This window comes from Pseudomonas sp. EMN2, assembly GCF_009650555.1.
GTDB lineage: Bacteria > Pseudomonadota > Gammaproteobacteria > Pseudomonadales > Pseudomonadaceae > Aquipseudomonas > Aquipseudomonas sichuanensis.
Genome location: NZ_VZZR01000097.1, coordinates 23,159 through 43,483, shown reverse-complemented (window position 1 = coordinate 43,483; position 20,325 = coordinate 23,159). Strand labels below are relative to the sequence as shown.

Below are 20,325 nucleotides of genomic sequence, written 5' to 3'. Positions count from 1 at the left end.
GCAAGTCGGAGGCCGCGCGGGCCCGGAAGACGCCGGAGCGAAGGGACCCCGAAGCGCAGCGTAGGGGCCGTATGATGGAGCGAGCGGTTTTTGGTTACTTTTTTCCAAGAAAAAAAGTAACCCGCCGTAAGGGCGGAAAGGTGACTACGCGTCGACATCACAAATGAATGCACATACAACTATCAAAACCAACAAAAAACAAAACCCAAAAACTTAAAACCTGAAACTTGAAACTTGAAACTTGAAAGCAACGGTCAAGAACTCTCCCGCTGCATCAACTCAAACCCCAGATCCTGCTGCTCAGCCACCACCCGCTTACCATCAAGCATCGCCAGCAACGCCTGCGCCGCCCCCCGCCCAACCGCCGCCCGCGGCGTACGAATCGACGTCAACGGCGGCACCATGTGCGCCGAAGCCGGCAAATCGTTGAACCCGATCATCGCCACCCGCCCAGGCACCGCAACCCCCTCACGCAGCGCCTGCAGCACCGCCCCCTGCGCCAGGTCATCGTTACAGAAGAAGACCCCATCGACATCCGGCGCCTGCGCCAGCAAACGGCTGAACAACTCACCGCCCAAACCAATCGACGAAGGCTGCGGATCGAGCATCTCCAGCTCCGGCGCCTGCAACCCAGCCTCCGCCAGCGCCTGACGGAAGCCCTCGGCACGCTGCATCACCCTCGGGTCCAGTTGCGCCGCGATGAACCCCAGGCGTCGCCGCCCACGCGCAATCAGATGCTGCGCCGCCGCACGCCCGGCCTGATGCTGGGAAAACCCAACCGACAAGGCGCCCTCTTCACCGCCCAGCTCCATCATGTGCACGCACGGCACATGGCTGGCCGCAAGCAGCTGTCGCGAACCCTCACTGCGCTCGAAACCGGTGAGCAACATGCCACAAGGCTGATAGGCGAGATAGTTGCGAATCAGGTTCTCTTCCTCGGCAATATCGTAGTGATAGTTGCCGATCAGCACTTCCAGACCACGCGGGCGCATGACCTCGTGAATGGCTTCGAGGGTGTCGATGAACAGCTGGTTCGACAATGACGGAATCAGTACCACCACCGATTGACTGCGCGCCGAGGCCAAGGCCCGCGCCGCCGGATTGGCAACGTAGCCCAGGCTGCCAGCTGCCGCCACGACCTTGGCCACCAGCTCCGGGGCCACAGTGCTGACCCCGCGCAGGGCGCGGGAAGCGGTAATCGGGGATACCCCGGAAAGCCTGGCGACTTCCGCCAGAGTGGGACGACCTGTGGTGCGCGAGCCGATGCGAGACATGAATGTTGTAATTTTACTACTTGCAGGAATGGGGAACGGTCACTAAGGTAGCGCTGTCTCTGGACGCAGGCAATGCAATCTTGGTAGCAGCCATGCAGGTAGCGTCCATACTGCCTAAGACAAAATCAATAACACCCGGGAGGGTGGCGCTCGCACTCTCGTTTCGCCTTGGTCGAGACAGCGCTATCTCACCCAGCAGGAGGTACCGATGAACTTTCCCCTGTCCGCGATAGTGGTGATGGGTGTAGCTGGATGCGGCAAAAGCAGCATCGGCGCCGCCATCGCTGCGCGCAGCGGCGGTCGCCTGGTCGAAGGCGATGCCTTCCACCCCGCCAGCAACATTGCCAAGATGAGCGCCGGCATCCCCCTGGACGATGACGACCGCGCCGGCTGGCTGGTGCGCCTGGGCGAAGAGTTGCAGGCCATCATCAAAGCCGGCGAGCGCCCGATCCTCACCTGCTCGGCACTCAAGCGCCGCTACCGCGAAACCTTGCGCCTGGCCGTGCCCGAACTGGGTTTCGTCTTCCTCGAGCTGACCCCGCAGGAAGCCGAAAAGCGCGTACTCGCCCGCCCCGGCCACTTCATGCCGGCCAGCCTGATCGACAGCCAGTTCGCCGCCCTGGAATCGCCGATCGGCGAACCCCTCACCCTGGCGCTGGATGCCACCCGCCCGATCGAGGCCCTCGCCGAGACCGTGCATGACTGGCTAAAGCCTTGCGGTGAGCGGCCCCTGGCGCGGACTGCCTGACCCGGCGGTTTTCCGGCTCACCAAAGATAGCGCTATCTCGCCACCTGAAAGCGGCGAACGCTCAAAACCAAGCTACGCCAAAACAACAACGACAAGACCGAGGCTTACGAACCATGTTCGGACTGGCTACTGATACCTTCCTGCTGCTCGACGCGATGGTCACCATCATCGGGCTCATCCTGCTGATCACCCATTTCAAGGTCCACCCCTTCGTTGCCCTTACCCTGGCCGCAGGCTTTCTTGGCCTGACCTCCGGCATGCCGGTGGCCAAGGTGATGAAATCGTTCCAGGACGGCTTTGGCGGCGTGCTGGGCTTTGTCGGCATCGTCCTTGCGCTGGGCACCATGCTCGGCAAGCTGATGGCCGACTCCGGCGGCGCCGACCAGATCGCCCAGACGCTCATCCGCGCGTTCGGCAAGCAGAAAGTGCACTGGGCAATGATGTTCGCCGCCTTCCTGGTGGGCATCCCGCTGTTCTTCGAAATCGGCTTCGTGCTGCTGATTCCCCTGGTGTTCATCGTCGCCCGCCGCTCCGGGGTGTCGCTGGTGAAGATCGGCATCCCGCTGCTGGCCGGCCTGTCGGTGGTGCACGGCCTGGTGCCGCCGCACCCGGGGCCATTGCTGGCGATCGGCATCTTCCATGCCGACATCGGCAAGACCATCTTCTACGGCCTGCTGGTCGCCCTGCCCACCGCCGTCATCGCCGGCCCGCTGTTCGGCAACTTCATCTCGCGCTACATCCCCGGCAACCCTTCCCAGGAGCTGATGGACCAGATCGCCCGTGAATCCGACCAGAAGAACCTGCCCAGCTTCAGCGTGACCTTGATCACCGTGCTGCTGCCAGTGGTGCTGATGCTGCTCAAGACCTTCGCCGATGTGGTACTGCCGGCCGAGCACATCGTGCGCCAATGGATGGACCTGATCGGCCACCCGATCACCGCCCTGCTCGCCGCCCTGCTGCTGGCCTTCTATACCTTCGGCTCGGCGCGCGGTTTCAGTCGCCAGCAGATCATGAAGATGCTCGACCAGAGCCTGGCCCCCACTGCCGCGATCGTGCTGATCGTCGGCGCCGGCGGCGGCTTCAAACAAATGCTGGTGGATACCGGTGTGGGCAACGTGATCGGGCAAATGGCCGTGCAGGCCGATATTTCGCCGATCATGCTGGCCTGGCTGGTGGCGGCGGTGATCCGCATTGCCACAGGTTCGGCGACAGTCGCCACCATCACCGGCGCCGGCATCGTCGCCCCGGTGATCGACCTGGTGCCGGGTGTCAACCGCGAACTGCTGGTGCTGGCCACCGGCGCCGGCTCGCTGATCCTGTCCCACGTCAACGACGCCGGTTTCTGGCTGGTCAAGCAGTACTTCAACATGACCGTGGCCGAGACCTTCAAGACCTGGAGCATGATGGAGACCATCCTCTCGGTGGTCGGCATCATCTTCATCATGTTGCTGGCCCAGGTGGTGTGACCGTTGATCAGGTTCATGGCAACTTGCTGACCAGGGCATGGCCCAAGTGAGACAGCGGCCCCGCGCAAGCGGGGCCTATGCCTTTGTGTCGCAAGGAGCTGCCCGATGAACCGTTGCTTCCTGTTTGCCGCCCTGCTTGCATCGCCCCTGGCGCTCGCCGCCGGCACCGGTGCCACCTACCCCGACGATCCGCACAACCCGGCACCACAGCCGGGCGTGGATAGCACCCTCAATCCGATCGAGAAGCCCATGCCACGGGATACCGACCCACGGATCAAGGGCAAGGACCCGGACAGTCCCGCAGCCCGGCAGAATGATGATCGCGATCTTCCGGGGCTGGGGGAAAGCGGCTCAGAGGGCATGGGCCGCCAAGGTGAAGGCGCCAGCGGCAAGCCCTGAGGCAACAGCCTGCCCCGCAGCTTGCTTGGCATGGCCCTGAGTCAACCAGTAAGGCCCATATCGCGGGGCAAGCCCGCTCCCACGCTCTCTGTCAGGGCCCATATGCCACCTCACCACTGCCGCTTGTCCGGCCGTGTCAGCCCCAGTTTTTCGATCTTGTAGCGCAGCATGTCCCGCGACAGCCCCAGCAGGCGTGCCGATTTGGTGACATTCCAGTCGGTGCGGTCGAGGGTGCGGCAAACCATGTCGCGCTCCATGTCCGGCAGGCTGCCAGCGGTTTCCGGTTCATGCCGGGGCAGTTCGAAGATGGTCGCTGACGCCGGTTGGGCCACGGGTTCGTCAACCAGGGTCAGGCACAGGTTCAACTGGTGCGCACCGATCACCTCGCTGGGTGCCAGCAATACGGTCTGCTCAAGCATGTTGCGCAGTTCGCGCACATTGCCCGGCCAGCTGTAGCCGAGCATCATCGCCTCGGCCTCGGCGGAAAAACGCAGCCCTGGCTTGCCGTAGCGCCGCCCATGGTGGGCAAGGAAGTGCCGCGCCAGGCGCAGGATGTCCTGGCCACGGGCATACAGCCGGGGCACCTTGAGGGCGATGATGCGCAGGCGGAAGAACAGGTCGCGACGGAACTTGCCCTGCTGCACCATCTGTTCGAGGTTGCAGTTGGTGGCGCTGATCACCCGCAAATCGACCTTGCGCTCCTTCACCGCGCCAATGCGGCGAATACTGCGATCTTCGAGCAGCTTGAGCAGCTTGGCCTGCAGCACCAGGTCCATCTCGCCGATCTCGTCGAGGAACAGGGTGCCGCCATCGGCCGCCTCGACCAGGCCCACGCGGCGGTCCTTGGCATCGGTGAAGGCGCCCTTTTCATGGCCAAACAGCTCGGCTTCCAGCAAGTTGGCCGGGATCGACGCGCAATTGAACTCGATGAAAGGCCCCTTGGCGCGGCTGCCGTCGAAATGCAGGGCGCGCGCCACCAGCTCCTTGCCGGTGCCCGTCTCGCCTTCAACCAACACGGGCGGAAGATCGTCGCTGGCCATGCGCCGTTCGGCATCGAGCACCTGGCGCAGGGTGTGCTTGAGCTCGAGCATGGCCGGTGACTCGCCGATCAGCGCCTGCAAACCGGACTTCTGTGCCTCGCGCTCCTGATAGAACGACAGCGTGCGCTCCATGCGCTCGGTAGCCAGGGCCTTGTCCAGCATCAGCTTGAGCTCGGCCAGCACCACCGGCTTGGTGAGGTAGTGGAAGGCGCCCTCCTTCATGGCCAACACGGCGTCCTCGACGTTGCCGTAGCCGGTCATCATGATCACCTTGAGCTCCGGGGCCTGGGCCACCAGGGTGCGCAACAGGTCATGGCCGCTCATGCCGGGCAACGAGTTGTCGGTGATGACCGCGTCTGGCTGGGCCCGCTTGATCTGCTCCAGGGCCAGCTCGGCGCTGTGGCACACCGTCACCTCGAAACCTTTGAGTTTCAGGTAGGTGCAAATGTTGTCGGCGAGGATTTCATCATCCTCTACCACCAGGATGCTGTGATCCATGGTCCCCTCCCGCTGCAAGGTTGAAAGTAAGGCTGACGCGGGTTCCTTCCTCTTCGCGGCTGCTCAGTTCGACCGAGCCGCCAAAGCGCTCCATGATGCGTTTGACCAACGCAAGGCCCACACCCAGGCCGCCCTGCTTGGTGGTGAAAAAGGGTTTGAACACCATGCGTTTCTGCTGCTCGGTCATGCCTTTGCCGGTGTCGCTGAGCAGCAGCCGGGCCTGCTGCCCATCCAGCATCAGCACCTCGGCACGCAACGCGCCACCCAGCGGCATCGCTTCCAGCGCGTTGGCGAACAGGCTGTTGAGGATCTGCGTCAGCTGCAACGGCTGGCTGGCCACCCACTGCTCGGCGGGCCCGATGAAGCTGAAGCACACACCGTTACGCTGGATCTGTGGAGTGAACGCCTGCCGTGCATCCTCGATGGCGGCAACCAGGTCGACGGCTTCGGGCTCGTCACTGGCCGGGCGCAGCGACACCAAAAGGTCGCGTACCCAGCGTGACATGCGGTCGACCTGGGTAACGATGTCGCCGATATTCTTCTGCGCCGCCGGGTTGGCGATCTCCTGGGCCAGCTCGGCGCTCGAGCGTATGTTGGCCAGCGGATTGCGCAGGCTGTGGGCCAACGCCGAGGACATCTCGCCCAGGGCGGCATAGGTCTCGCTCGCCACCAGGCGGTCCTGCTGGTGGTGCAGCATGCCCGCAGCCCGGCGCACGATCCAGAACAGCCCGAAGTAGATCAGTGCCCCGCCTGCCAGGGTCGAGCCCCAGATCAGCACGTAGCCACGCTGGATGCGCCGCACCAGGTCCTGGGGCTCCTTGTAGATCTCGACCATGGCCAGCACCTGCTCGCCCTGGCTGTCGAACAAGGGAATGTAGTTCTCGATGAACAGGTGGCGCGGCTCGCGCTCGAACTTCTGCTCTTCGCGGTCCTCGTCTGCCTTGTGGTAACTGGCCGAGACCGATTTGCGCGAGCGGAAGGCATGCTCGAGGTCGTCATCTTCATCGATGCGCTTGCCGATCAGTTGCACATTGGTCGACCAGACCACCGTACGGTCCCGGGCATAGACGTTGGCCAACAGCGTGTCGGGCAGGTGCTCGACATGGTCGAGGAACTCCACCCGGGTCGACTCGGCGAGTTGCGGGGTGAACTGCAGGTGCTGCTGGTCGAGCCGTGGGTCGAGCAGCTCGCCCATGGTGATGCCCGGCGGCAATTGCGAATGGCGTACCTCGGCCTGGGCCATGGCCTGGATGAACTGGGCGGTGAGCATGGCATCGCGCTCGACGCTGTCACGCACCACAAAGCGTGTCGAGGCATAGCCAAGGCCAATGGCCACCGAGGCGATGATCAGCAGGCTGACCAGCGAAAACCAGCGCAGCAGGTTGAACTCGCGCAGCGGCGCAGCCTGCCCGGTCGAGGGCGCAGCGGATTTGTCGGGGGCTTCGTCCTGCAGTGTCTGCATCGCCTGGTTCCCGCCTGGAGACTGCCGAGGATGGCCTGCGCTACGCGCGGTAGCACATTGATAACTGCCGACCAAGATGACGGCCTTGGCCGATGGTTGGATGATGGGAAAGCAAGATCTTGGCCAGCACTCGGCTTATTTGAGCAATCGTTAATAATCAGTCAGTTATCAATTATTCTTAAAGTAAAGTAGATAAATATTCCCCACATCTGGGTAATGTTCACCCACCGGTCCCCGTGTCATGGCTGAGCCAGGCGGAAGTTGAGCGACACCCGGGTGCCGACACCTTCATGACTGCTCAACCTGACCGAGCCGCCAAAACGCTCCATGATCCGCTTGACCAGCATCAACCCCACCCCCAGGCCACCCTGCTTGGTGGAGAAGAACGGCCGGAAAGCCAGGCGCTGTTGCTGCTCGCTCATCCCCCGGCCAGTGTCTGAAAGGCGCAGCGTCAGGCTGCGCCGATCGTGGCGCACCAGCTCAACACGTAGCTCGCCGCCCTGCTCCATCGACTCCAGGGCATTGGCGATCAGGCTGTTGAAAATCTGCCCGAGCAACACCGGCTGCCCAAGCACCTGCACCGCCGGCAATTCGGCCAGGCGCACCTGCACGCTGCTGCGCCGCAGCGCCGTGTCGTAGGCTTGCAGGCTGGTCTGCAGGGCCTGGCCCAGGTCCACCGGCACCGCCTCTTCACTCAAGGGGCGCAGCGACTGCAACAGCTCACGCACCCAATGCGACATGCGGTCGACCTGATTGATGATGTCGTTCACATGCTTTTGCGCCGGGCCCTCGTCGAAGGCCTGGGCCAGCTCGGCGCTGGAGCGGATGCTGGCCAACGGGTTGCGCAGGCTGTGGGCCACCGCCGAAGACACTTCGCCCAGCGCAACGAACGTCTCGTTGCCGATCAGCCGCTTCTGCTGCACGGCCAGCAAGCGCGCGGCCCGGCGCATGATGCCGTACAACCCGGCATAGACCAGCCCGGCGCCCACCACCACGGCCAGCCAGATCAACAACAGGCCATGCTCGATGCGCACGATCAGGTCGTGGGGCTCCTTGTAGATCTCCACCATGGCGGTGACTTGATCGTTATCGGCATCGAACAGCGGGATGTAGTTTTCGATGAACAGCTGTTCAGGCGGGGTGACGAACTTCTGCTCACTGCGCGCTTTATCGAAATCGTGGTAACTCGCCGACACCCGCATCTTGTACTCGAACGCCCGGTCGAGGTCGTCGTCACCCTCGATCAGCTTGCCCACCAGCGCCGGGTTGCTCGACCAGATCACCGTGCGGTCGGGGGCATAGATGTTGGCCAGGAGCATGTCCGGCAGGTGGGCGATATGGTCGAGAAATTCGCCTCGGGCCTTGCGCCGGGCCTCAGGGTCGACATCCGGCAGGCCGTGATCGGTACGCGCGTCGAGCAGCTCGCCCATGGTGCGCACATTGGGGATCGACACATGGCGCACCTCGGCGTCGGCAATCGAGGTGATGAACTGGGCGGTCAGCAACGCATCGCGCTCGACGCTCTCGTCGATGATGTAGCGGCTGGAGATCAGCCCCAGCCCCACGGCCACCGAAACGATGAACGCCAGACTGACCCAGGCATACCAGCGCAGCAGGTCGAATGGCCGGCGCGCCGCGCTGGCCTCGGCGGCAGGCATGAGTGTGTCGGGACGGGGGGCGAGGTCCATGGCGGGCTCCGCGGCTGGGCACCTGTTTCAAGGTTATAGCCCAGAGTTGGGGAATCCATGATGGTTTTACGCCACTGCCCGGTACTTTCGCGACCAAGGGGCCCGCCAGGCCAGCTGGCTACAGCGGCGAATCTTCGGCCAAGCCCCGCAACAGGCGGTAATCACGCAGCACGTTGGGCACATAGCGCCGCGTCTCGGCAAACGGCGGCACCACCTTGCCGCGGCTGAGCACAGCTTCGGGCCCGGCGTTGTAGGCGGCGACAGCCAGGGTGATGTCGTTGTCGAACAGGGTCAGCATGCGTTTGAGATAGCGCGCCCCGCCCTGCACATTGGACTTCGGGTCGAGCACGTCCTTGACCCCCATCTCCTTGGCCGTGTCCGGCATCAACTGCATCAGCCCCGCCGCGCCCTTGGGCGAACGCGCCTTGGGGTTGTAACCCGACTCGGCCTTGATCAGCGCATGCAGCAGTGCCTGGGGCACATCGTTGGCCAAGGCAGCAGCGGCCACCAGATCGGCGTAGGGTCGGCCCGTGACCAGTTGTGCGTTGGCCGGCCCGCCGTCCGCCATCGACTCACTGATCACCCGCTCGTACTGCCGGCCTGGCCGGTGCACATTGGACAGGATGAAGCCGCCCTTGCCGTCGCTGGCGATGTACACGTCGGCTATCGCCTCCGGCATCACCGCTGACGCCATCAATCCCGCTGCCAGGCCAAGAACACTCAGTCCACGCATGTCGTTCGCCTCCCACCGTGGCCCCCGATGTGGGGGAAATGCCCCGGAAAACCCGGGTGTACGAGGCATGACGCAAGCAGCGTGCCGCTTGCCATCCCGCATGGCGCAAGGCCCCGGCGCAGACGTGCACGGCTGTTGCATGGCAGCTGTTCACACGCAACGGAGGGTTTCCCCATGCAGCGCAGAATCCATGCCCAACAGGGTTTCACCCTGCTCGAACTGCTGGTGGTGCTGGTGGTACTCGGCCTTCTGGCCGGTATCGTCGCGCCCAAGTACTTCAGCCAGCTCGGCCGTTCCGAGGCCAAGGTGGCGCGGGCGCAGATCGAGGGCCTGGGCAAGGCCCTGGACCTGTACCGCCTGGAAGTCGGCCATTACCCCAGCAGCGAACAGGGCCTGCAGGCGCTGACCGTGGCCCCCAGCGGCGAGGCGCGCTGGTCCGGGCCTTACCTGCAGAAAGCCGTGCCGCAGGACCCCTGGGGCCGCCCCTACATCTACCGGCAACCCGGCGAGAACGGCGGCGAGTACGACCTGCTGTCGATGGGCAAGGACGGCCAGCCGGGCGGCGATGGCGAGAACGCCGAGATCACCAGCTGGCAATAAGGAGCCCGGCCATGCGCTTTCAGCTCAAGGCCCTGGGCAGCCAGGGCGTGGTGCAACTGCAGGTGGAGGCCGAAGACCTCGAACAGGCGCGGCGCCAGGCCGAAGACCAGGGCCTGAGGGTGCTCAGCGCGCGCAGCATGGGCCTTGGGCTGCGCGCCCTGCCCTGGCGTCGCGCGCCGGCGTTCGACCTGGTGCTGTTCAGCCAGGAACTGACCACCCTGCTCAATGCCGGCCTGCCGCTGATCGACGCGCTGGAAAGCCTGGCCGAGAAATCGCCCGCAGGCGGCGCGCGCAAGACCCTGGAACAGCTGGTGCGCCAGCTCTATGAAGGGCGCTCGTTGTCCCAGGCCCTGGCCCAGCAGCCACGGGTATTCCCCACGCTATATGTGGCGCTGGTGCAGTCCAGTGAGCGCACCGGGGCACTGGGCGATGCGCTGACGCGCTATATCGGCTACCGCCAACGCCTGGACCTGGTGCGCCAGAAGCTGGTGGGTGCCTCGGTCTACCCACTGCTGCTGTTGCTGGTGGGCGGTGGCGTGGTGCTGTTCCTGCTTGGCTACGTGGTACCGCGCTTCAGCCTGGTGTTCGAGGGCATGGGCACCGAGCTGCCGTGGCTGTCACGCGTGCTGATGCAGATCGGCCTGTTCCTGCACGCCCAGCAACTGCCCCTGGGGCTCGGCACGCTGGGCGCCATCACCCTGCTGGTCACCCTGCGCCGCCATCCGGCCGTGCGCCGCTGGGCCAGCCGCCAACTGCGCCGTGTCCCGGCCCTGCACCAGCGCCTGGTGATGTACGAGCTGGCGCGTTTCTACCGCTCGCTGGGGATTCTGCTGCAGGGTGGCATCCCCATCCTCACCGCCTTGGGCATGGCCCAGGGGCTGCTGGGCAGCGCCGCCGCCGAGGGCCTGGAACAGGCCAGCCGGCGCGTGGCCGAAGGCTTGCCGCTGTCCGATGCACTGGAAGCCGGGCAACTGGTGACACCGGTATCACTGCGCCTGCTGCGGGCCGGCGAGCAGTCGGGCAACCTCGGCGAGATGCTGGAACGCTGCGCCGACTTTCACGACCAGGAGATCGGGCGCTGGGTCGAGTGGTTCGTCAAACTGTTCGAACCGCTGCTGATGACCTTCATCGGGTTGTTGATCGGCCTGATCGTGATCCTGATGTACATGCCGATCTTCGAACTGGCTTCGAGCATTCACTGACGATTCAATAGTCGAAGCGCTCCACCGCCCGGCGCCGCTCGTTGTCATCGCGTCGGTCATAAATCGCCGTGGTCTGGATATTCGCGTGGTGCGCCAGCTTCTGGGCGATCGAAAGGTCATGCTCCTCGATCACCCGGGTGATGAACGCCCGGCGAAAATCGTGGGGCATGATCTTCGCCCCCACCTGCGCCCCGCGCTGGCGGGCGATGTAGTAGATGGCGTGCTTTGTGATGCGCGCGCGGGTGATGTGGCTGCCGCGGCGGATGCGGTTGAACAGGAAACTGTCGTCGCGCTCGCCGGCCGGCAGGTGCTGGCGGCGCAGCTCGAGCCAGGCCGACAGCTTGTCGAAGGCCCAGGCCGGGGCGTACTTGAGCAACTGGCGATTGCCCTTGCCCAGCACCTGCACGCAGCGCTCCTGGAAGTCCACCTGGGCCAGGTCGATGTCCACCGACTCCGATTTGCGCATGCCGGTGCCATACAGCAGCGCGAGGATCGCCGCATCGCGCACGCCCTGGGGCCGCGGGTCGGCGGCGCAGACCTCCATCAGCTCACGGATCAGGCTACGCCGCAGGTTGCGCCCTGGGGGCAGGCGGCTGCCGCTGGCAGGCTTGGTCTCGCGGATCTTCAGCAGTTGCTCATGCTCGATCAGCCCCAGCCGCCAGGCTTCGTTCATCACCCCGCGCACGGCATTGACGTACAGCGAAGAGGTGTTGGGGGCAAAGCCGTCGGCACGCAGGGCAGCAACCAAGGCGATCACATGGCCGGGCTCGAGGTGGTGCCACGGCACATCGGCGATGTCGGCATCGATGAAACCCAGGCGGTCGGCCGCGTCCTGGAGGATATAGCGCATGGTCAGCTGACTGGACGGGGCCAGACGGGCCAGGTACTGCAGCAGCGGGTTGCGCACGAGGTCAATCACAACGGGGATCCTGTAGCGAAGCCTTGCTCATGGTGAGGCAAAGCGTGAAGCGAGTCGTTATGACGCATGAAGATGTCAAAACGACAACAAAATAATCAGGTCAATATGACTCGATGAAGTGCCATCACCTTGATATTCAAGGGCTTGAGCGCTGGCACGGATCGTGATGTTACCCCATTCAACCTCTCCAATCGAACCAAGGGTCCCGCCATGCTTGTCCAGCCGATAGCCGCCCGTCCGCGCCAGGCCCTCTGGGCCCTGGCTTTTCGACCGTTCTTCCTTGGCGGCAGCCTGTTCGCCCTGCTCGCCCTGTTGCTGTGGGCCGGCGTGCTCAGCGGCGCACTGCATGCCCAAGCCCCGGGCGGCATGCTCGCCTGGCACCGGCACGAGATGCTGTTCGGCTTTGCCGTGGCGATCGTCGCCGGCTTCCTGCTCACGGCGGTGCAGAACTGGAGCGGCCTGCCCGGCCTCAGCGGGCGCTGGCTGCAGGGGCTGTTCCTGCTCTGGCTGCTGGGGCGCGCCAGTTGGTTCCTGGCGCTGCCGCCAGCGCTGCTGGTGGCGGTGCATGGCGCGTTCTTGCCGCTGGTGGCGCTGGCCCTGGCGCGGCCGATCATCCAGCGGCGTTTGCGCAACAACTACCCGATCGTGGCGCTGGTGCTGCTGCTTGCCGGCTGCCAGTGGATCACCCTGCTCGGCTGGCTGAACCAGGACGAGGCGTGGCAACGGCGCGGCGTGCTCGCCGGGTTGTGGCTGGTGGCGGCGATGATGAGCGTGATCGGCGGGCGGGTGATCCCCTTCTTCACCCGCCGCGGCCTGGGCAACATGAGCCCCGCCCCGGCCCGACCCTGGCTCGACCGCGCCTGCCTGCTGGGCAGCGTGGCCCTGCCGATCAGTTATGTGCTTGGCCTCGACGACACACCACACCCGGCCATGGCGGTGCTGTTCGCCACCCTCGCCGTGCTGCACGCGGTGCGCCTGGCGTTTTGGCACGACCGTGGCCTGTGGCGGCTGCCGCTGTTGTGGTCGCTGCACCTGGCCTATGCCTGGCTGATCCCGGCCTGCCTGGGCCTGGCCCTTTGGCATGCGGGCACTGCGCTCAACCCCAGCCTGCCAGCCCACGCGCTGACGGTGGGGGCGATGACCGGGCTGATCGTGGCAATGATGGCACGGGTCAGCCTGGGGCATACCGGGCGGCCTTTGCAGGTGCCGCGCAGCATCGGCTGGGCGTTTGCCCTGATCCAGCTGGCCGCGGTTGCACGGGTGCTGGTGACGCCCTTCACGTCGCTGGGGCTGGGGCTTTCGGTGGTGTTCGGCTGCGCAGCGTTGATGCTGTTCGTTTGGCACTACTTGCCGATGCTGATGCGGCCGCGGGTGGATGGGATGCCGGGTTAGCCAAGCCAAATCCTTCGCGGGCAGTCCAGGTATTCGCGATCCACTGTAGGAGCGTACCGGTCAAGAAATGCGCCCTCTGTGGGACCGCCACGAAGGGCGGCAGAGTGGGCTACAGTTGAACGGCATTCCTCTTCAACAACGAGACCGCATGGCCTTCCACCACCTGACCCGCACCCACCCCCGTCTCACCCTCGCCACCTTGGCCGGCCTTGCCGGCGCCTGGCTGATCCCGGCCGACGACACCGTGCAGCACATCCTCGCCGGCTGGAACCTCGGGGTCTGGCTGTACCTGCTGATGGTCCTCTGGCTCAGCCTGCGGGCAACGCCCGACAGGGTGCGCAAGGTGGCCCGCGTCGAGGACGAAAACGCCGGCCTGGTACTGGTCGCCGTGAGCGTCGCCGCCATCGCCAGCCTCGCCGCGGTGACCCTGCAACTGGTTTCAAGCCGCGGCCTTGCGGGCAACGCCCTGGCCCTGCACTACCTGTACACCGGCCTCACCGTCGCCGGCTCGTGGCTGATGATCGGCTGCATCTTCAGCCTGCATTACGCCCGGCTGTTCTACACCGGCAACAGCCACGAACCACCCCTGCGCTTCGCCGATGGCGAGCGCAACCCGGACTACTGGGACTTCCACTATTTCTCGTTCACCATCAGCGTCGCCGTGCAGACCTCGGACGTGGGCGTCGGCGGGCGCGCCATGCGCCGGGTGGTGCTGGCCCACTCACTGGTAGGCTTCGTGTTCAACACGGCGATCCTCGGTTTCACCATCAACATCGCCGCTGGCCTGCTCGGCTAGCAGACGCCGCGCACAGGCGGCGATCCGTCGGCAGACCTGCTCCAGCACCTCGGCTTCCAGCACCAGGCCCAGACGTACATGCCCGGCAGCGCTCGGCCCGAAGGCATCCCCCGGCAGCAGCGCCACGCCTTCTTCGTCGAGCAGGCGCTGGGCGAAGGCCTGGGCGCTGAGCCCGGTGTTGCGAATGTCGAGCATCACGAACATGCCTCCGGCCGGCCGGTGGGCCTGCACGCCTGGGCAACCTTCGAACACCGCACACACCCGATCGCGCCGCTGGCGGTAAGCCTCGCGCATGCTCGCCACTTCGGGCAGTTGCTGCTGCAGCGCCACGCAGGCGGCCTGCATCACGAACTCCGGCAGGCCGAACAGCATCGCCATCGCCAGGTTGGTCAGGTGCTCGGCCAGCGCCGGCGGCCCGATCACCCAGCCAATCCGCCAGCCACTCATCGCATGGGTCTTGGACAGGCTGTCGATCACCACGCAGCGCTCGGCCATGCCCGGCAGGCCCAGTGGGCTGGGCGCCTCGCCTTCATATAACAGGCCCCGGTAGACCTCGTCGCACACCAGCCACAGGTCATGCTTGCGACACAATTGCGCCAAGCGACGCAGGTCTGCCGGCGGGATCACCGCGCCGGTGGGGTTGTGCGGGCTGTTGAGCAGCAGCCCGCGGGTGCGCGGGGAGATGGCGCGGGCCACCGCGTCGGGGTCGAGGCGAAAACCCTGCTCCGGCCGCACGGCCACCTGCACCGCCTGCGCCCCGCACGCACTGAGCACGCCGTGATAAGTCACATACATGGGCTCGGCGACTATCACCTGGTCACCGGCTTCGAACAGGCACTGGAAGGTGGCGTACAAGGCGCACTGGGCGCCAGCAGTGACCACCACCTGGTCGGGGTGCAGCGCCAGCCGGCGCTGGCGCACGATCGCCTCGCGCAGGGCCAGGCTGCCGCGCACATCGCTGTAATGGGTGTCGCCCCGGCGCAGGCTGCTCACGGCGGCTTCAACCACCGCCGCGGGGGTATCGAAATCCGGGTCGCCCACCGACAACAGGAATACCTCACGGCCTTGCTTGCGCAGGGCCTGGGCCTGGTAGTGGATGTCCCAGGCGGCAGCAGCGTCGCCGGCGATACGTTGAGTGAGCGTGGCGTAACGCATGACTGTACTCCCTGTCTGCCCGGCAGCGCCGCTGGTCCGAAACGCGCTGTCGGTAAACATAGCAGAGCAAGTACCGACGCCAGCCCCTACCCCTGCGGGAAAACGTTTGCCCAGGCAGGCGGCCGCCAGCCGGTCGCCAAATGGCCATTGTGACGGCCGTCATGCATTAACACATTTGTCATGTTTTGCGCGGAACGTTGCCGTGGCGGCTGCTATGGTTAGATTCCGACGGCCAGGTAAGGCCCGTCTGATTTCTAAAGTCGACATCACCCCGTTCAGCAACGAACAAGGAGGCTGGCATGAACAAGATGACGTTCCCCAACGCCTGCCAGGTGATGCGTTGGCATTTCCATCCCCTGGGTTTCGAAGCCAGCATGGATGCGCCGCGCAGCATGGTCGCCCGTCTATTCGACCGTGCCAGCGGTGAAACCCTGCTGGCTATCGCCGGCATCCCGTGCACGGCGATCATGGCCGCCACCGATGTCGAGCGCATCATCGAAGCGGTTGAGGCCGAAATGGAGACATTCGACCTGCGCTTCAACCCGTTACGCAGCGCGGTCTAGCCTACCGTCTCACGCCGTGCGCCCAGCCCGTTCATGAACTGCTCGGCCGGCACCGGCTGGCCCAGCAGGTAACCCTGCAGCGAGTCACAGCCCAGGCGGGTCAGGAAGTCCTGCTGACGGTCCGTTTCCACTCCCTCGGCGACAATCCGCAGCCCCAGTGCCTGGCCCAGCGCAACGATGGCCGAGACGATCGCCGCGTCATCGCTGTCCTGCTCCAGGTCGCGGACGAAACCTCGGTCGATCTTCAGTTCGTTGGCCGGCAGGCGCTTGAGGTACATCAGGCTTGAATAGCCAGTTCCGAAATCATCGATGGACAGGTCCACGCCCATGTCTGATAGCCGCTGCAGCACCATCAGGCTGGCATCGGCATCACGCATTGCGGTGGTTTCGGTGATTTCCAGGGTCAGCCGGTTGGCCGGCAGGCCGTTATCGGCGAGGGCCCTGGCGACGCTGTCGACCAGCCCGGCATGGCAGAACTGGATCGCCGACAGGTTGACCGCAATACGCCAGTCCTCTCGCCCCTCGCCCAGCCATTGGCGCATCTGCCGACAGGCCTCGCCCAGCACCCACTCGCCGATGGGGATGATCAACCCGGTCTTCTCGGCAAGGCCGATGAAGCGGTCCGGCAGCATCAGGCCATGTTGCGGATGCTCCCAGCGCAGCAGGGCCTCGGCGCCGATGGGTTGGCGCGCGACGGCGTCGAACTTGGGCTGGTAATGCAGGCGGAACTGGCCCTGCTCCAGCGCCGTGCGCAGGTCCTGCAGCAATTGCAGCTGCTGGCGTGCGTTGCTGTTCATCGACGCGTCGAAGAAGCTGTAGCCGTTCTTGCCGGCACTCTTGGCGTGATACATCGCAGCGTCGGCGTTGCGCAGCAGCTCATGCTGGTCCAGGCCGTTGCCCGGGTAGAGCACGATGCCCAGGCTGGCCGACAGCATCAGGTCATGCTCGGCCACCCGGAACGGCTTGGCCATCAGGTTGACCTGCTTGGCCGCGACGTTCATGGCATCGTCCGGCTCGCCAAGCTCGACCAACAGCACGAACTCGTCACCGCCGATGCGCGCCAGGGTGTCCTGGCTGTGCAGGTGGCCGCGCAAGCGCGCCGCCACCGCCTTGAGCAGCAGGTCGCCGATATGGTGGCCAAAGGCATCGTTGACCGGTTTGAAGCCGTCCAGGTCGATGAACATCAGGGCGAAGCAGCCGCCCTGCTCCGCCACCCGGCCCATGGCCTGCTCGATGCGGTCGGCCAGCAGTGTGCGGTTGGGCAGCCCGGTGAGGGTGTCATGCAGGGCCAGTTGGGTCAGTTCCTGGTTGGCCAGCGTCAGCGAGCGCGCCAACTCCGCCGTGCGCGCTTCCAGACGCGCGTCCAGCACCGAGGTGAGCAGTGCCACCGCCAACACCGCCAGGGTGGTGATCAGCACCAGGTAATCGAGGCCATCGCCCGCCAGGCCATCGGCCAGCGCACCGCAGAAGCTGCCCTCGGGGAAGTTCGCCGCCGCCATGCCGGTGTAGTGCATGCCGACGATGGCGATACCCATCACCACCGCCGCCACGCCACGCACCTGGCGTACATACGGGGTGTGCTGGCGCAGGCGGAAGGCGATCCACAGTGCCGCGGCCGATGCACCTACCGCTATGGCCAGGGAGGCGCCGAACAGCGTCGGGTCATAGTCGATCCCAGGTTGCATGCGCAAGGCGGCCATGCCCATGTAGTGCATGCAGGCGATGCCGGTGCCCATGATCAGCGCACCGAAGCCCAACTGCAGCCACGGCAACTTCGGCTGGCTCACCAGCCACAGGGCAAAGCCCGACGACAGCACCGCGATCAGCAGGGACAGCGCCGTCAGCGCGGTGTCGTAACCCAGGCTGATCGGCAGGCTGAAGGCGAGCATGCCGATGAAGTGCATCGACCAGATGCCGATACCCATGGCCAGTGCCCCGCCCCCCATCCACAGATGCACCGCACGCCCTTTGGCCGTGGCGATGCGCCCGGTCAGATCGAGGGCCGTATAGGAGGCAAGAATGGCCACGCACAGCGAGATCAACACCAGCGAGGAGGAGTAACTACCGATCAGCATGTGCACTTCCAGGAGCAGGGCCAAGGAGAGCCCGGAAAAGCCGATGATTGTACTCAAGCTTTGACGAAACGCACGGGGTTTTCGCCAGCCAGAATGGATCCAATAGCTGCCAGAAAGCGACGTGATAGCTGTGCTAGAGCCTTTTAACGAGCAGATACCGGCAGATTGCCACTTGTCGTCTGTCGCACCACTGCCAAAATCATCGGCCATTGCCAGACTTGCACGTGGCAGCGTTGGTCGGGCACCCTCGAACGCGCGCCAAGCCAGGCCACTCCAGCTAATCTGTACAAGCTGACACAACTTTCTACCACTGTTTCAGGAGCTCTCGATGGCCACCCGGTCCGGGCACATACCCTTGCTCGCCCTCCCCCTGCTCGCCCTGAGCCTGGCGCTCACAGCCGGCTGCTCGAGCAAACATGCCAGTACCCGTTACGCCACCCAAGGCGCCAACTGTTACGCCAAGGCCATGCCCAGCAGCGGCGAAGGCGGCCTGGCGTTCGGCCCGACCCTGGCCACGGCCAGCCGCAAGTCGCTGGACAGCTGCATGCGCTATGCCGGCCGCTCGGGCGGTACGCCGAAGACCTGCCAGGTGGTGCTGGCCAAGTGCAAGAGCTGAACGGCTAACCGAGTGCTTCCTCGATCAGTGCCGCAACCTCCCTTGCGTGGGACGCCAGCGAGGCATGGCTGGCGTCCAGGGTGATGACCCTGCGGGGCTTCATCCGCGCCGACATCATCTGCTGGTTGGCCGGTGCGATCATATGGTCCTGGCTGGAGATCTGGTACCAGGATGGCTTGTGCCGCCACGCCGGGTTGCTGATGTTGTCGCCAAAAGTGCTGGCCAGCGGCGCCTTCTGCGTCACCGCCATCACCAGCGCATCATCAGCCGACAGGTCCTGGCAGAAGCTCTCATGGAACTTGTCGGCCTTGATCCACAGGTAGCCATCGCTGTCCGGCTCAAGGTTCGGCGCCGCCACCGGCAGGTGCTGCTGCGTCAGGCCCCCGGGGCTCTCCCCGGCATCGGGGGCGAAAGCGGCGATATACACCAGCCCCATCACGTTCGCTGCATTACCCGCCTCGGTAATCACCGCGCCGCCGTAGGAATGCCCCACCAGCAGCACCGGCCCCTGTACCTGCGCGACCATCTTGCGCGTGCGCTCGGCGTCATCGGCCAGGGAAGTCAACGGCAGCTCCACTGCCCGCAACTCAGTGATTCCTCTGCGTGACAGTTCGACGATCACCCTGCCCCAATGGGCGGCGCCGCCCCAGAAACCGTGGACGAGAACGACTGTAGGCCTGGTGCTCATGGGCTTGCCTCTTCGCTGGATGATCGAGGGACTTGGATATCGCTGAAACAGCATAGGCGACCGCCAGCCACGCTTTAGATGAAAGGTGGCAGGCGCCAGCCCTGTTCATGACCAAAAAGCTGCTTCACTCCCCGGTTTGCTGGCGCTTCCAGCGTTCCAGGTTCTCGGTCATCAGTTGCTCGGGCAGCGGCCCTGCGACCAGCGCTTTGAGCTTGAGCGCCAGTTGCTCACGCAGTTCGGGCGTATTGCAGGGAGACTTGTGCGACAGCGCCAGGTACAGCCCTTCGCTGGAGACCGGCGGCTCCAGTATCTCCAGCTGCTGCTCCTTGCCCAGCGTGCGGGCCAGGGCCAGGCCCGGATAGTGTTCGAAAATCACGTAGTCATTGCGTTTGCGCAGCAGCTTCTCGAAGGCCTGGGTGGCGCTGGGCACCGCTTCAAGGCTGAGTTGCGCGCGGGCATAGTCGTCGAAGGCCTGGCCATGGCTGTTGTTGACCAAGGTCCCGCCGCGCCGGCCCTTCAGGTCGGACCAGTCGCCATAGGCAAAGCCCTCGCCCTTGCGTACCCAGACCACACTGGAGTTGAACAGGAACGGCGGGCTGACGTAATCCACCCACTGCTCCCGGGCCTGGGTATGGAAGTAGCCGGCCATCAGGTCGATGCGCCCGGTGTTCAGCTCTTCCTGGGCCCGCGACCAGGGGCCGGTGTAGAGGATCTCAACCGCCAGCCCGAGCTCGCTGGCCACGTGCTTGAGCAGGTCGGCATTGGCACCGATCAACTGCTGGGGGTTGTGTGGGTCGCGCCAGAGGTAAGGAGGGTATTCCGGGTTGCCGGTGGCGGTCAGCTGCCGACACGGCTCATCGGCAAGGGTGAAGGCCGGCAGCAAGGCCAAGGCGAGCCATAGCACCGACCGGTACCGACGTTGTGCGCTCATTGCGACCCTCTCGCTCCTGCGTGTCTGACAGAAATGGCCCTAGGGCGCTCCCTGCGCCGGCCTGGTCAACGCGCCCAAAC

General features: G+C 65.0%; 19 protein-coding genes. 9 read left to right on the top strand and 10 right to left on the bottom strand.

Annotation, left to right across the window (positions count from 1 at the left end; translation table 11 throughout):
- Positions 1 to 254 precede the first annotated feature (254 nt).
- Positions 255 to 1,274 carry a LacI family DNA-binding transcriptional regulator gene (locus tag F6X61_RS23950; protein WP_153788826.1) on the bottom strand — a complete coding sequence of 340 codons (1,020 nt, stop codon included), beginning with the start codon at positions 1,272 to 1,274 and terminating at the stop codon, positions 255 to 257.
- 208 nt (positions 1,275 to 1,482) lie between these two features.
- Here F6X61_RS23950 and F6X61_RS23945 point away from each other — a divergent pair, with 208 nt between their 5' ends.
- The 3 genes from F6X61_RS23945 (at position 1,483) to F6X61_RS23935 (ending at position 3,887) form a co-directional block, all read left to right on the top strand.
- Positions 1,483 to 2,022 (top strand): gluconokinase, encoded by a 540-nt coding sequence (locus tag F6X61_RS23945; protein ID WP_153788825.1) that lies wholly within the window; start codon positions 1,483 to 1,485, stop codon positions 2,020 to 2,022.
- A 113-nt stretch (positions 2,023 to 2,135) separates the two neighbouring features.
- Positions 2,136 to 3,488 (top strand): GntP family permease, encoded by a 1,353-nt coding sequence (locus F6X61_RS23940; RefSeq protein WP_110994462.1) that lies wholly within the window; start codon positions 2,136 to 2,138, stop codon positions 3,486 to 3,488.
- Positions 3,489 to 3,593: 105 nt separating this feature from the next.
- Positions 3,594 to 3,887 carry a hypothetical protein gene (locus tag F6X61_RS23935; RefSeq protein ID WP_153788824.1) on the top strand — a complete coding sequence of 98 codons (294 nt, stop codon included), beginning with the start codon at positions 3,594 to 3,596 and terminating at the stop codon, positions 3,885 to 3,887.
- 110 nt (positions 3,888 to 3,997) lie between these two features.
- Here F6X61_RS23935 and F6X61_RS23930 read toward each other — a convergent pair whose 3' ends face one another.
- The 4 genes from F6X61_RS23930 to F6X61_RS23915 form a co-directional block, all read right to left on the bottom strand.
- The gene (locus F6X61_RS23930) at positions 3,998 to 5,425 is read right to left on the bottom strand and encodes a sigma-54 dependent transcriptional regulator (RefSeq protein WP_153788823.1); all 1,428 of its coding nucleotides are present in this window, start codon (positions 5,423 to 5,425) and stop codon (positions 3,998 to 4,000) included.
- The gene (locus tag F6X61_RS23925; RefSeq protein ID WP_153788822.1) at positions 5,394 to 6,887 is read right to left on the bottom strand and encodes a HAMP domain-containing sensor histidine kinase; all 1,494 of its coding nucleotides are present in this window, start codon (positions 6,885 to 6,887) and stop codon (positions 5,394 to 5,396) included. Before F6X61_RS23925 ends, F6X61_RS23930 begins: the two co-directional genes overlap by 32 nt.
- 239 nt (positions 6,888 to 7,126) lie before the next feature.
- Entirely contained in the window at positions 7,127 to 8,575 is a 1,449-nt protein-coding gene (locus F6X61_RS23920; protein WP_153788821.1) for a PAS domain-containing sensor histidine kinase, read from the bottom strand.
- 118 nt (positions 8,576 to 8,693) lie between these two features.
- Positions 8,694 to 9,308 carry a lytic transglycosylase domain-containing protein gene (locus F6X61_RS23915; RefSeq protein ID WP_153788820.1) on the bottom strand — a complete coding sequence of 205 codons (615 nt, stop codon included), beginning with the start codon at positions 9,306 to 9,308 and terminating at the stop codon, positions 8,694 to 8,696.
- 174 nt (positions 9,309 to 9,482) lie between these two features.
- On the opposite strand from F6X61_RS23915, the gene gspG reads away from it, so the two are divergent.
- The gene (gspG, locus tag F6X61_RS23910) at positions 9,483 to 9,908 is read left to right on the top strand and encodes a type II secretion system major pseudopilin GspG (protein WP_110994457.1); all 426 of its coding nucleotides are present in this window, start codon (positions 9,483 to 9,485) and stop codon (positions 9,906 to 9,908) included.
- 11 nt (positions 9,909 to 9,919) lie between these two features.
- On the top strand, positions 9,920 to 11,110 hold the full coding sequence (locus F6X61_RS23905) for a type II secretion system F family protein (protein ID WP_153788819.1): 1,191 nt from the start codon (positions 9,920 to 9,922) through the stop codon (positions 11,108 to 11,110).
- A 4-nt stretch (positions 11,111 to 11,114) separates the two neighbouring features.
- On the opposite strand, the gene xerC is transcribed toward F6X61_RS23905, so the two are convergent.
- Positions 11,115 to 12,029: a tyrosine recombinase XerC gene (xerC, locus tag F6X61_RS23900; RefSeq protein WP_153788818.1), complete on the bottom strand. Its 915-nt coding sequence runs from the start codon at positions 12,027 to 12,029 to the stop codon at positions 11,115 to 11,117.
- A 210-nt stretch (positions 12,030 to 12,239) separates the two neighbouring features.
- Here xerC and F6X61_RS23895 point away from each other — a divergent pair, with 210 nt between their 5' ends.
- Both F6X61_RS23895 and F6X61_RS23890 read left to right on the top strand, forming a co-directional pair.
- Complete coding sequence (locus tag F6X61_RS23895) at positions 12,240 to 13,421, top strand: NnrS family protein (RefSeq protein WP_153788817.1); 1,182 nt, start codon at positions 12,240 to 12,242, stop codon at positions 13,419 to 13,421.
- 148 nt (positions 13,422 to 13,569) lie between these two features.
- Entirely contained in the window at positions 13,570 to 14,217 is a 648-nt protein-coding gene (locus F6X61_RS23890) for a DUF1345 domain-containing protein (RefSeq protein WP_153788816.1), read from the top strand.
- Here the strand turns inward: F6X61_RS23890 and F6X61_RS23885 are convergent.
- The gene (locus tag F6X61_RS23885) at positions 14,143 to 15,372 is read right to left on the bottom strand and encodes a pyridoxal phosphate-dependent aminotransferase (RefSeq protein ID WP_153788815.1); all 1,230 of its coding nucleotides are present in this window, start codon (positions 15,370 to 15,372) and stop codon (positions 14,143 to 14,145) included. The two genes, F6X61_RS23890 and F6X61_RS23885, sit on opposite strands and share 75 nt — an antisense overlap.
- Before the next feature lie 299 nt (positions 15,373 to 15,671).
- On the opposite strand from F6X61_RS23885, the gene F6X61_RS23880 reads away from it, so the two are divergent.
- Complete coding sequence (locus F6X61_RS23880) at positions 15,672 to 15,935, top strand: DUF1652 domain-containing protein (protein WP_153788814.1); 264 nt, start codon at positions 15,672 to 15,674, stop codon at positions 15,933 to 15,935.
- Here F6X61_RS23880 and F6X61_RS23875 read toward each other — a convergent pair.
- Positions 15,932 to 18,010 carry a bifunctional diguanylate cyclase/phosphodiesterase gene (locus F6X61_RS23875; protein WP_153788813.1) on the bottom strand — a complete coding sequence of 693 codons (2,079 nt, stop codon included), beginning with the start codon at positions 18,008 to 18,010 and terminating at the stop codon, positions 15,932 to 15,934. The genes F6X61_RS23880 and F6X61_RS23875 overlap by 4 nt on opposite strands.
- A gap of 328 nt (positions 18,011 to 18,338) precedes the next feature.
- Here F6X61_RS23875 and F6X61_RS23870 point away from each other — a divergent pair, with 328 nt between their 5' ends.
- Positions 18,339 to 18,626 (top strand): hypothetical protein, encoded by a 288-nt coding sequence (locus F6X61_RS23870; protein ID WP_153788812.1) that lies wholly within the window; start codon positions 18,339 to 18,341, stop codon positions 18,624 to 18,626.
- A 4-nt stretch (positions 18,627 to 18,630) separates the two neighbouring features.
- Here F6X61_RS23870 and F6X61_RS23865 read toward each other — a convergent pair whose 3' ends face one another.
- Together F6X61_RS23865 and F6X61_RS23860 are read right to left on the bottom strand one after the other, a co-directional pair.
- Complete coding sequence (locus F6X61_RS23865) at positions 18,631 to 19,314, bottom strand: alpha/beta hydrolase (RefSeq protein WP_153788811.1); 684 nt, start codon at positions 19,312 to 19,314, stop codon at positions 18,631 to 18,633.
- A gap of 124 nt (positions 19,315 to 19,438) precedes the next feature.
- The gene (locus tag F6X61_RS23860) at positions 19,439 to 20,245 is read right to left on the bottom strand and encodes an ABC transporter substrate-binding protein (protein ID WP_153788810.1); all 807 of its coding nucleotides are present in this window, start codon (positions 20,243 to 20,245) and stop codon (positions 19,439 to 19,441) included.
- Positions 20,246 to 20,325: the final 80 nt, after the last annotated feature.